This window comes from Nocardiopsis lucentensis DSM 44048 (assembly GCF_000341125.1).
Classification (GTDB): Bacteria; Actinomycetota; Actinomycetes; order Streptosporangiales; family Streptosporangiaceae; genus Nocardiopsis; species Nocardiopsis lucentensis.
In genome coordinates this window covers 1-11483 of sequence record NZ_ANBC01000840.1, presented here as the reverse complement: position 1 = coordinate 11483, position 11483 = coordinate 1, and the positions used below count along the sequence as shown (strand labels likewise).

At 69.3% G+C, this 11483-nt stretch carries 11 protein-coding genes and 2 pseudogenes (1 of these 13 running past the window's edge); 8 read left to right on the top strand and 5 right to left on the bottom strand.

What is annotated here, in order from left to right:
- The 4 genes from dctP to D471_RS0129110 form a co-directional block, all read left to right on the top strand.
- Window positions 1-699 carry the 3' portion of a TRAP transporter substrate-binding protein DctP gene (gene dctP, locus D471_RS36805; RefSeq protein WP_338045369.1) on the top strand. It extends 276 nt beyond the left edge of the window, so the window shows 699 of its 975 coding nt (coding positions 277-975); the start codon falls outside the window, past its left edge; it ends in the stop codon at window positions 697-699.
- Between the two features lie 32 nt (window positions 700-731).
- Window positions 732-2582 (top strand): sugar phosphate isomerase/epimerase and 4-hydroxyphenylpyruvate domain-containing protein, encoded by a 1851-nt coding sequence (locus tag D471_RS0129120; protein WP_026128194.1) that lies wholly within the window; start codon window positions 732-734, stop codon window positions 2580-2582.
- Window positions 2579-3469, top strand: a complete 891-nt coding sequence (locus D471_RS0129115; protein ID WP_017601880.1) for a shikimate dehydrogenase — start codon at window positions 2579-2581, stop codon at window positions 3467-3469. The genes D471_RS0129120 and D471_RS0129115 overlap by 4 nt, the downstream gene beginning before the upstream one ends.
- A gap of 716 nt (window positions 3470-4185) precedes the next feature.
- Window positions 4186-4977: an alpha/beta hydrolase fold domain-containing protein gene (locus tag D471_RS0129110; protein WP_017601879.1), complete on the top strand. Its 792-nt coding sequence runs from the start codon at window positions 4186-4188 to the stop codon at window positions 4975-4977.
- 336 nt (window positions 4978-5313) lie between these two features.
- Here D471_RS0129110 and D471_RS0129105 read toward each other — a convergent pair.
- Window positions 5314-5631 (bottom strand): annotated as a pseudogene (locus tag D471_RS0129105) (zinc ribbon domain-containing protein); the annotation flags it as partial.
- Window positions 5632-5649: 18 nt separating this feature from the next.
- On the opposite strand from D471_RS0129105, the pseudogene D471_RS42695 reads away from it, so the two are divergent.
- The 3 genes and pseudogenes from D471_RS42695 (at window position 5650) to D471_RS36795 (ending at window position 7175) form a co-directional block, all read left to right on the top strand.
- Window positions 5650-6299: pseudogene (locus D471_RS42695) on the top strand (transposase).
- Between the two features lie 156 nt (window positions 6300-6455).
- Entirely contained in the window at window positions 6456-6836 is a 381-nt protein-coding gene (locus tag D471_RS0129090) for a hypothetical protein (RefSeq protein ID WP_026128191.1), read from the top strand.
- Window positions 6837-6953: 117 nt separating this feature from the next.
- The gene (locus D471_RS36795; protein ID WP_241479739.1) at window positions 6954-7175 is read left to right on the top strand and encodes a Rid family hydrolase; all 222 of its coding nucleotides are present in this window, start codon (window positions 6954-6956) and stop codon (window positions 7173-7175) included.
- 45 nt (window positions 7176-7220) lie between these two features.
- Here the strand turns inward: D471_RS36795 and D471_RS0129080 are convergent, their stop codons facing one another.
- Window positions 7221-7763, bottom strand: a complete 543-nt coding sequence (locus D471_RS0129080; RefSeq protein ID WP_017601873.1) for a GNAT family N-acetyltransferase — start codon at window positions 7761-7763, stop codon at window positions 7221-7223.
- Window positions 7764-8010: 247 nt separating this feature from the next.
- The gene (locus tag D471_RS0129070) at window positions 8011-8499 is read right to left on the bottom strand and encodes a MarR family winged helix-turn-helix transcriptional regulator (protein ID WP_017601871.1); all 489 of its coding nucleotides are present in this window, start codon (window positions 8497-8499) and stop codon (window positions 8011-8013) included.
- Window positions 8500-8651: 152 nt separating this feature from the next.
- Here D471_RS0129070 and D471_RS0129065 point away from each other — a divergent pair, with 152 nt between their 5' ends.
- Complete coding sequence (locus D471_RS0129065; RefSeq protein WP_017601870.1) at window positions 8652-10028, top strand: pyridoxal phosphate-dependent decarboxylase family protein; 1377 nt, start codon at window positions 8652-8654, stop codon at window positions 10026-10028.
- A gap of 7 nt (window positions 10029-10035) precedes the next feature.
- On the opposite strand, the gene D471_RS0129060 is transcribed toward D471_RS0129065, so the two are convergent.
- Entirely contained in the window at window positions 10036-10710 is a 675-nt protein-coding gene (locus D471_RS0129060) for a haloacid dehalogenase type II (RefSeq protein WP_017601869.1), read from the bottom strand.
- 352 nt (window positions 10711-11062) lie between these two features.
- Complete coding sequence (locus D471_RS0129055; RefSeq protein WP_152486494.1) at window positions 11063-11347, bottom strand: hypothetical protein; 285 nt, start codon at window positions 11345-11347, stop codon at window positions 11063-11065.
- Window positions 11348-11483 lie beyond the last annotated feature (136 nt).

The following is an 11483-nucleotide window of genomic DNA, read 5'->3' as shown; positions in this document are numbered from 1 at the left end:
GCCCCCCCCGGGGAGCCGATCGGGGTCCTGGACGCCGCCTACGCCTTCCGGGACGCCGACCACCTGTTCGCCTACTTCGACTCCGAGGACTCCCGGGCGCTGCGTGAGGGGTTCGAGGAGGCCACCGGCGCCAAGATCCTCGACGCCTGGTACTTCGGCGACCGCCACTTCACCGCCAACCAGCCCATCCGCACCCCCGAGGACCTCGAGGGACTGCGGATGCGCTTCCCCGACTCGCCCATCTACCTCGCCAACGCCGAGGCGCTGGGCGCCGAGCCGACCACGGTCGCCTTCGAGGAGGTCTACCTCGCCCTGCAGCAGGGGACCGTCGACGGCCAGGAGAACCCGATCCCGACCATCGACGGCGACAACTTCGCCGAGGTCCAGTCGCACATCAGCCTCAGCGGCCACCAGGTCGGCTCGCAGATGATCGTGGTCTCCGGACAGACCTGGGACGCGCTGTCGCCCGAACAGCGGGAGGTGCTCCAGGAGGCCGTCAGTTCGGTCCGCGAGGACAACCGCGCCTGCATCGAGGAGGCCGAGGAACAGATCCTGGAGGAGTGGCGCGCCGACGGTTCCATCGAGGTCGTCGTCGACGTGGACGTCGAGGCGTTCCGGACCCGGGTCCAGGATCACTTCGCCGAGAACCTGGAGGGCGAGCAGCGCGAGCTCTACGAGTCCTTCCAGGAGACCGAGTAGGCACCGGACACAAGAGAAGGAGGGCGCGACGCATGCGGCGTTCCATAGCGACCGTGTCACTCAGCGGAACCCTGGAGGAGAAGCTCAGGGCCGCGGCCCGGGCGGGGTTCGACGGCGTGGAGGTCTTCGAAAGCGACCTCATCGGCTCAGCGCTCCCGCCCCGCGAGGTCCGGGCCCTGGCCGGGGCACTCGGCCTGACCATCGACCTCTACCAGCCCTTCCGCGACTTCGAGGGGGTGGACGAGGCCCGACTGGAGCGCAACCTCCGGCGTGCCGAGGCCAAGTTCGCCCTCATGGTGGAGCTGGGGACGGACGTGATGCTCGTGTGTTCCAGCGTCGCCCCGGAATCGAGGGGCGACGACGCCCTCGCGGCCGCGCAGCTCCACCGGCTGGCCGAGACCGCCGCCCCCTACGGGGTCCGCATCGCCTACGAGGCGCTGTCGTGGGGGCGGTGGGTCGACGACTACCGGCACGCCTGGCGCCTCGTCCGGGAGGCCGACCACCCCGGACTCGGGGTGTGCCTGGACAGTTTCCACATCCTGTCCCGAGGCCACGACCCGTCGGGGATCCGGGACATCCCCGGGGACAGGATCTTCTTCCTCCAACTCGCGGACGCCCCCCTCATGCCCATGGACGTCCTGCACTGGAGCCGGCACCACCGCTGCTTCCCGGGGCAGGGCGCGTTCGACCTGTCGGCGTTCACCGGACACGTGCTCGCCGCCGGGTACGAGGGGCCACTGTCCCTGGAGGTGTTCAACGACGTGTTCCGGGCCTCCGACCCCGGGCGCACGGCCGCCGACGCACTGCGGTCCCTGGCCCTCCTGGAGGACGAGACCGCCCGGGCCCGCGACCAGGAGCCGCCGTCGGGCGGGCGCGCCGCGCGGGTCGAACTCACGCGGTTGCCCGCGCCGCCCCGGGCGCGGGGATACGCGTTCGTCGAGGTCGCGGCACCCGACCACGCCGCGGAGAGGGTCCGCCGCGCGCTGGCCTCCCTGGGCTTCCGGCACACCCGGGACCACCGTTCCAAGCCGGTGCAACTGTGGTGCAACGGGCGGGCCCGCGTCCTGCTCAACGCGGCCGACCCCCAGCTCGGACACACCTGGAGCGGCGACACCTCGGTGACGGCCCTCGGCGTCGACGNNNNGCGGCTGCTGGCGCCGCCCCTGCCCCGGCGGCGCGACCCGGCCGAGGCGCGACTGAGCGCCGTCGCCGCCCCCGACGGCACCTCGGTCTTCTTCTGCCCGCACACTCCGGCGGCGGGGGAGGATTGGCTCGCCGACTTCACCGTCCCGGCGCCGGGCGACGGCGGGGAGGGGGAGGGCGACCTCACCGGTATCGACCACGTGGGGCTGTTCCAGCCCTTCGACCACTTCGACGAGGCCTCCCTGTTCTACCGCTCGGCGCTGGGCCTGGAACCCGACGACGGGGTCGAACTGGCCAGCCCCGACGGCATGGTGCGCAGCAGGGCGATGAGCCGCGGAGGGGAGGGGCCGCGCATCGCCCTGAACGCCTCCATGCTGGGGCGGGGGCCGTACGAGGACGCGCGCGGAGGCCCACAGCACGTCGCCTTCGGCTGCGAGGACGTGTTCGCGGTCGCCCGGGCCATGCGGGCCGACGGGGTCGAGCCGCTGCGCATCCCCGACAACTACTACGCCGACCTGGCCTGCCGCACGGACCTGGAACCGGCGGCCATCGAGCGCATGCGCGAGTACGGCGTCCTCCACGACCGTGCCGGAGACGGAGAGTTCCTCCACTTCTACACCCCGGTGCTCGACGGTCGGCTCTTCCTGGAGGTCGTCCAGCGCACGGGTGGCTACTCCGGCTACGGTTCCGCCAACAGCCCGTTCCGCATGGCCGCGCAGAGGGCGGAGGCCGGCAGGTGACCGCGACCACCCGCGCACCGGCGGTGTCCACCGCCCACCGCTCCTACCTCGTCGGGCTCATCGGGACGGGGATCGGCCCCTCCCTGACACCGTCCATGCACGAGCGTGAGGCCGCCGAACTCCACCACCGTCTCGTCTACCGCACCGTCGACCTCGCGGAGCTGGGCCTGGCGCCGGACTCGGTCGTCGACCTGGTCCGGGCCGCCCGCCAGCTGGGGTTCGACGGTCTCAACGTCACCCACCCCTGCAAGCAGCTGGTCCTGCCCGGGCTGGACCGCCTGACCCCGGACGCCGCCGCCCTCGGAGCGGTGAACACGGTGGTGTTCGAGTCCGGTCGGACGGTCGGACACAACACCGACTGGTCCGCGTTCGCCCGGTGCCTGGAACGCGGTCTGCCCGACGTCCCCCGGGACCGGGTGGTGGTCCTGGGCGCCGGAGGAGCGGGCGCGGCCGTGGTCCACGCACTGCTCGGATCGGGCGTGCGGGAGGTGACCGTGGTCGACACCCGTGTGGAACGGGCCCGGGAGCTGGTCGAGCGCCTCAGCGGACACCATCCGGGAGCGGTCTGCCGCGCCGCCGGGACGGACGCGCTCGAACCGCTGCTGTCACGGGCCGACGGCATGGTCAACGCGACACCGATCGGTATGGCGCGGCACCCGGGCACCCCGGTCCCCGCCGACCTGCTGCGTCCATCCCTGTGGGTGGCCGACATCGTCTACCGGCCCCTGCGCACCGAGCTGCTGGCTCTGGCCGAGGACCGGGGCTGCCCGACGGTCGGGGGAGGGGAGATGGCGGTGTTCCAGGCCAGCCAGGCGTTCGGTCTCTTCACCGGCCTGGAACCCGACACGGAACGCATGCTCGCCCACTTCCACGGACTGATCGCCTGAGGGCCATGGCTCGCCGTCCGCGGCGCGTGGGCCGCGTATCCCTCGGCCGTCTCCGCCCGAGGGATACGCCGGGGTCGATGCGCCGCCCGCGCACCGGCCCCGGCCCGTCGCTTATTCGGCGGTGTGCCAAGAGCACCCCCATCACCGATATCGCAGGTCGAGAAGTTGTCAGTCGACCGATTCCCGCCATCGTGGCGTACCGGCGAAACCGCGTTTCCGGGGTGCGCCACCGCCACGTCCGAGACTTTGCCTTGACAGAAAGGCGGAGAAGGGATTGAATCATCTTTCGTGCCGTATCGGACCTTCCTGGACCGGAAGTCCGCTGTGCGGTACCCGACCTCGAGGAGTTGATGCCGCCATGACGAGCTTCACGCGCCTCCTCTAGAGCTGTCCTCCTCCGCGTCCGCCTCGGTGACCGACACCCGCGGCGCGTGACCGCGTATCCCACGCGGCTTTTCCGTACCGGCGTTCGCGCCGCGGTGCCTTCCTTCCCGACGCGGTCTCCGGCATTCCCGCGCCCCTTCGCGAGGGATCGGACAAGGCGTTCCCGGCGTTGCTCCGCCGTGCTCTGATATCCATTTTTATTCTGTGTCCGCGTATACCTCCCAGAAGGGAATCACGTCATTTCTGTCATTCCGACCACCACCCGCATCCCCGCCTCGGAGCAGGAGCGCACCGAGGTCCGGGAACTGTTCACCTCGGGGGCGCTGTTCTCCGTGGCGCTGCCCGATGACACCGGGACCGAGCTCCTGCTCCCGGACACCGGCGGTGTCCGGTGCGACTGGATCGACGCCGACCGGGCGGGGATCGGCGCGGGCGTGCTGGTGTACGTGCACGGCGGGGGGTTCGAGTACACCAACCCGGCCACCGAGCGGGTGATGGCGCACCGCCTGTCCCGTGCCACCGGGCGGCCCGCGTTGCGCGTCGACTACCGGCTGGCGCCCGCGCACCCGTTCCCGGCCCCGGTCGAGGATGTGGTGGCGGTCTACTGCGCACTGCTCGACCAGGCCGTCCCCGCTTCACGGATCGTCCTCGCCGGGGAGTCGGCCGGCGCCACCCTGTTGCTGTCGGCACTGCTGGTGCTCAAGGACGAGGGGGTGCCGCTCCCAGCCGGCGCGGTCGCGGTCTCGGCGATGACCGACCTCACCGGATCCAGCCCCTCCATCACCGCCAACGAGGGCAAGGACCTGCTCAGCGGGGCGAACACCGGTCATATCCTGCCGCAGTACCTGGACGGCGCCGCTCCTGACCGGGCACCCCAGTCACCGCTCCACGGCGACCCGCGCGGCCTGCCTCCCCTGCTCTTCCCGACCGGCGGCGACGAGCTGTTCCTGGACGACGCCCGCCGGTTCGCCGCGGCCGCGGCCGAAGCCGCCACCGATGTCCGGGTCGACGTCTACGAGGGCATGCCGCACGCGTTCCACGCGGCGGTGCTCGCGGAGACCCCGCCGCCGACCGGCCGGACGTTCCTCGGTCGGCTCCGGGACTGGACCGCCAGACTGGGCTGACGACACCCCGCACGCGGCGCGCGAGGTGTTCTCGTACCCGCTGAGCCTCGTGGAGGCGGAAAGGTCGTGGCTCGTCACCCGAGCCCGGGTACCCGATGACGAACAAGACCGACCTCAAGCGGACCCTCGACGCCTACCAGGCGAGGCGGGGCCGGTTCCGGATCACGGAGGTGCCGGATCCGCGGTACCTCATGGTCGACGGCCACGGGGACCCGAACACCTCGCCGGCCTTCACCGAGGCGATCGAGGCGCTCTACCCGGTGGCCTACAAAGTCAGCTTCTCGGATTTGAAGGACCGAGCTTGCAGCTCTGAGGTCTGTACCTGGCCGGTAAGGTTCAGGCCGCGTCGTCGGCGGCGTGACTCACTGCCCAGACCGCAACACCGCGTTTGGCGATGTCACGGCCTGCGTTGACGTCGGCGTGCTCAGCGAAGCCGCACGACGTGCATACGAAGGTGGCCTGGTCGGGCCGGTTCTTCCTGTCCACGTGGTCGCACTCCGAACACCCCTGCGAGGTGTAGGTGGGGTCGACGCGGACCACCGGCACACAGGCGCGTTCGGCCTTGTCGGCGATGTAGGAGCCGAGCTGGGCGAACGCCCATGAGTGCAGTGTGACCCGCTGGGGCTTGCGTAGCCGGATCCTCGCGCGGATGCCCAGCCGCACGTCGGGTGAGTGTTCGCGGAACCGGCACAGCAGGTCGTCCAGCCGCTCCTGCCTCCCGCGCCGAAGACCGGCCGACCCCGTGTGGACCAGAGAGCCGTGTTGACCGCGGCGCTGTTCGTCCAGGCCTCGGGATGTTTCTGGGAGAAGGTCGATGGTTTGTTCGGTGTTACCCGTGCCACCGCTCACCGCTGGTTTCAGACCTGGACCGAGACGGGCCTGTGGCCCACGATCCACCGCACAGTCCCGGATGAGCTGGGTAGAAGGGCCCTGCTGGATTGACCCCGCTCCACGGTCGACTCCCAGTCGATTCGTGCCAAGAGAGGGGGAGAAGACGGGGCCGAACCCCGCTGATCGCGGCGAGGTCCCCGGCGGCGACGTCCTGCCAAGCTCCACGGCGACAAGGCCTACCGCTCCCGAGAGCGCCGCCGCTGGCTGCGCCAACGTGGGATCGCGGTGCGCTTGGCCCGTCCCGGGGCCGAATCCTCCCGGCGGCTGGGCCGCCACCGTACAAGGTCGAGCGCTCCATCGCCTGGCTGGGCTCCTGCCGCAGGCTGGACGTGCGCTGGGAACGCAAGGCCCCCACCTTCCTGGCCATGCGCGGCATCGCCTGCATCTTCATCTGTCACAAGCACCTGGCCAAGCACACCGACGGCTTTTGAGATGAGCTCTGAGTAGCACGGAAGCTCATCCGGTTGAAGAAATAGTGAAATAGTTCGATATTGATTCATTTTCGAGAACTTGCTGACGATCGAGAATGTGTCTATAGTGAACTTCGATTCACAGGAAACTCCAGATCGGAAACGAGAAATTCGGGAATGAAATTCATCAACCCCATGCGGAAATCCGCGATCATTATGGCCCTCGTTTCCTCGGCGGTGCTACTCGTTCCTGCTTCCCCTGCCTCCGCCTCCGATTGGAGTAGGAGTTGCTACGAGATCACGTCTCCCTACAAGGGAATTAGCGAGATCATGGGAAGCGTCAGAATGAAGTCGAGCAATTGTAAAGATGGATCGGTTTCATTGCAGCGGCACCGCTGGTGGGGATGGCAGGTCGTGGACGATGAGCGACTCACTGGCGGCACCACCTATGTGATGTTCTCCTGCCACGGTACGGGGACCTACACTTATAAGACGACCTTCACTACCGACGCCCAACTCGCCACCTATGAGAGTGCAGAGCGCCGCTGGACCTGCTAGTGGCTGGCGAAATCATTTATAGAACAGCAGGGAAATGGCGGAAAAGAACCATGGATGGTCCCTGCTGATCTATCAGATCTCATCTCAAAGGCCGTCGGTGTGCTTGGCCAGGTGCTTGTGACAGATGAAGATGTGGTCGACGGCGACTGGGCGCACGCGTCCGGGGCGACCGGGTTCGACCACACCACCATGACGATCCCCGATGACGTGGTGGAACAGGCCGAGCGGTGCCTGCGCGATATCGGGACCGCGCTGGCCGAGGCGGAGCGCGCCTTCGCCGACGTGGTGCGGGTCCGCTACCTGCTGCCTGGCAGATCCGTGCGGGCTGAGTCCGGGTGATGTCGTGGGGGCGGGGATCGGGTCCGCCCCGGTGGCCCCCACCGCCTACACCGCCGGGCCCGGCTTCCATTCCTGGGCGAGGAGTCCGAGCACCACCTCGTCCAGGAACTCGCCCAGCACCCAGGCGGAGGAGCGCAGCACGCCTTCGCGGACGAAGCCGTTGCGTTCGGCGGAACGCAGCATCGCGGCGTTGTCCGACAGCGTCTCGACCTGCAGTCGCTGCAGGCCACGCACGACGAAACCGTAATGGCACAGCACCGCGACCACGTCGGTGCCGTAGCCCCTGCCGCGGGAGGAGGGGAGCAGTCCCAGCCCGATGTGCGCGGACCGGCTGTGGTTGTCGATGCCCCACAGCACCGCGGTGCCGACCAGCGCGCCGCCGTCCAGTTCCACCACGGAGAAGGGGACGTGCCCCTGCTCGGTGTCGTCCACCACGAGCTGCGGGTTCTTCGAGCCGGACGTGATCGGCCGCCACGGCCGGCCCTGGGATCGAGAGTGGGTGACCACGTCGTTGTAGAGCTCGGTCTGTAGGACCGGAATGTCGTCCTCGTGCCGGGCCCTGAGCCCGATTCTGTCACCCTTCAGCATGGAAGATTCCTATCGGATCCGTTTGTTCGGCGGCAAATCAATAGGGCGAGCCATCCGGCGGAGGGCAACGGGAGTCCCGACCACGGGGATCAGGGCGCCGGTCTCACTGACGGTCGTGCTCGGAACCCACCTCACATGCCCCGGGAGGCGGCTCCACCGCCCGAGACCGACCTGCAGCCCATCATGGTCGCGGTGAACACCGGCGACTCTCGCGACGACCTCTGAGCGCTTCTCGGCGATGTCCGTGTCACCCGGCGTCTTCGCGCAGCGCCTTGTGTATCTCGCTCAGCGCACTGGTCAGCCGTGGATAGTCGCCGGCCACCGGCCTGACGAAGTACTCCTCCAGGATGCGGGCGTGGACGGTCGCGGCACGGAGGAACACCGCGCGGCCCTCGTCGGTCGGTGCCACCAGAACCACCCTGCGGTCCTTCGAAGAGGGCACGCGGTGGACGAGACCGACGTCTTCCATGCGGTCGATCAGGCGGGTCGTACCGCCGCTGGTCAGCGTGAGATCGTCGGCCAGCCGCCGCTGGGAAACCCGCTCGCCGGGCTGCCGGTGGAGTCGGATCAGCACCTCCAGCATCGTGTGGCTGATCCCGCACTCCCTTCGTAGCGCTGTGTCGATCGACTGCTCCAAGCGGGTGGCGGACTTGATCAGCAGCCCGAAGTCGCGCACGAGCTGACTGTTGGCGGCGCGGGCGGCGGCGTCATCGCCCTGCCGGGCGGCGGGATTCACTTGCCTGACTCCTCTGATCCGTGTGGGTCCTGCGGGTCTGTCCTGAGATTTTACTGCTGGCTCATCTACTGAGTCCTCATCTGCTGTATGGTCAGTTACTGATTGATCAGTGAAATATCGACTGTGCGCCCGTCACGAACGAGGTGAGATCGGTGGACACGCAGCACTGGCTCGGTCGAGCCACCCGCGCGGTACAGGACTGGGCCGACACCTTCGGCCCCTACCAGACACACCCGTCCGTTCTGGTCGACGACGACCGCTTCGCCGCCGCCTTCGAGGAGTTCACCGGGAGGCTGAAGGACAACTACCCCTTCTTCCATCCGCACTACGCGGGGCAGATGCTCAAACCCCCGCACCCCGCGGCGGTGGTCGGCTACCTCACCGCCATGCTGATCAACCCCAACAACCACGCCCTGGACGGCGGACCCGCCACCGCCCGCATGGAACGTGAGGTCGTGGCCCGGCTCGCCGCGATGTTCGGCTACGACACCCACCTGGGCCACCTCACCACCAGCGGCACCGTCGCCAACCTCGAAGCCCTCTTCGTCGCCCGGGAACTCCACCCCGGCCGGGGTGTCGCCTACAGCGAGGACGCCCACTACACCCACGGCCGCATGTGCCGCGTCCTGGGTATGAACGGCCACCCCGTACGCACTGACGACCATGGCCGGATCGACCTCGAGGCGCTGGAGGAGCGGCTGCGGACCGGTGAGGTGGGCACCGTCGTGCTCACCGCCGGCACCACGGGCCTGGGCGCCGTCGACCTCGTCCACGAGGCGCTGGCCCTGAAAGAGCGCTACGGCGTGCGCATCCACGTCGACGCCGCCTACGGCGGCTTCTTCACCCTGCTGGCCGGTGCCGACGACCCCGCGGGCCTGCCGCCCGAGCCGTGGCGGGCCATCGCGCGGTGCGACTCGATCGTCGTCGACCCGCACAAGCACGGACTCCAGCCCTACGGCTGCGGCGCCGTCCTCTTCCGGGACCCCGAGGTGGGGCGCTTCTACCTGCACGACTCGCCCTACACCTACTTCACCTCCACCGAGCTCCACCTCGGCGAGATCAGCCTGGAGTGCTCACGCGCCGGCGCCGCGGCCGCCGCCCTGTGGCTCACCTTCCAGATTCTTCCGCCCACTTCCGACGGGCTCGGCCAGGTCCTGGCGGCCGGTCGGCGGGCGGCGCTGAGATGGGCGGACCTGATCGCCTCATCCGACCTACTGGATCTCTACCAGCGGCCCGACCTGGACATCGTCACCTACTTTCCCGCCGTTGACCCGGTCACCCTGGCCGGCGTCGACGCTGAGTCCGCCCGCGTCCTCGCCGACGGTATGACCAGTCCCGACCCGGTGTTCCTGAGTACCCTCAGGGTCGACCGCGAGGCGTTCACCGCACGCCACCCCCAGATCACCGCGGACGCCGACGGCGCCCGGATCCTCCGCAGCGTCCTGATGAAGCCGGAGTCGGAGCACCACATCGAACACCTGCACGAGCGAGTCGAGCAGATCGTCCAACCGGAGAACGGAACACCTTGAGTGGAACTCAGTCGGAAGGGAGCCGCAGCAAGCGTTCGGCGACCTGGACGAGATCGGGGCCGCTCACGTCGGGTGCCGTGAAGACGTCGCCGTAACGGCCTTCCAACCGCTCACACCAACCGGCGAGACAGCCGGCGCGTTTGGCTCCATGGCAGTCCCAGGCGTGCACCGCGACCAGCGCCATGGTGCCCGGTGATGTCCCCAGCTCGCCGGCTGCCACGCGGTACATGGACGGTGCGGGTTTCCAGGTTCCGGCCTGCTCCGCGGTGATCACCCGGTCCACGTGGTGCGCCAGGCCCGCTCGTTCCAGGCAGCGCGCCGTGTTCTCGGGGCTGCCGACGGTCAGGCAGCCGACCCGCAGCCCGGCTTCGGACAGTCGGCGCAGCGCCGGTTCGGCATCGGGGTACGCGGGCAGTTGGCCGAACCCCTCCAGCACGTGGTCGATGTCGTCCTCGGTGGCGGTGTGGCCGGTGTCGGTGCGCAACGCCTGCCGTGCCACCGACTCGAACGACCCGAAGTCCCCGGCGAGGGTCAGAGCCATCGAGTCGCGCTGGAAACGCATGAACCACGACTCCAACAGATGCGCGGGCTGGCCGATCTCCTCCAGCCGCGTGCGGAGCGGATCCAGATTCACCAGGGTTTCGAGCACGTCGAAGGCGACGGCGCGCGGGCGAGCGGTCATGGGACCTCCCTCGGTTCGCGATTCCCTCGGCTCCCGGCTCAAGCGGGACATCCGGCGATAAGGTTCGCTGAACAGGTCGGGAGGGAGAGGAATCCAGAGCCGACCGGCCCGGACTCCGGGCCTTCGCTCCGGGCCGCGCAGCGTCCATCCAGCAGTATCGCGCGTCCTCCTGGGCTGGGACGCCGCAGCAGGCGTGTGTTGACAAGGAATCCGTCGGGGATGGGACCGAGGTTGGAAGAACCGTCCGATCACCCGACGGGGTGGTGACCAGTATGCGATCGGCCAGCGTGTTCGCCCAAGCGCCTGCCGCCGTGTCCCGCGCCGCATTCGGTGGGGGCCGTGGTGTGTCGGGTCATCCGTGATCCGGGGAGCCCGGCCCCGTCGGCCCGAGCACGCTCGGGAGGAACGTGTCGGGTGCGGCCTCGACGCGCCGTTCGACCTCGGCCCCGCTCAGGCGCGCGGACCGCGGCTCGACGCTTCCGACAGCGGTGTGGAGCTCGGGGACGAAGCGGTGGTACCGGTCCCGCATGGACTCCGCGGTCTCCTCGTCCCGTGCGTACGGGGCCACCGTCTGCTCGGCGCGCGGGCCCAGTTCGAACCGGGGTTGTGTGGCGCGCCCGGCGGGACTCGAACCCACGGGTCCCTTCACTCCCGCGCGGTCCTCCGGGCCCGGCCGAGCGTGGAGGCCCGGGGAACGAAGTCCAGTTCCAGCTCACGGAAGGTGCCCTCCTCCGCGTGGCCGGCCAGGATGTCCAGAAGCAGCCGCCCGCAGG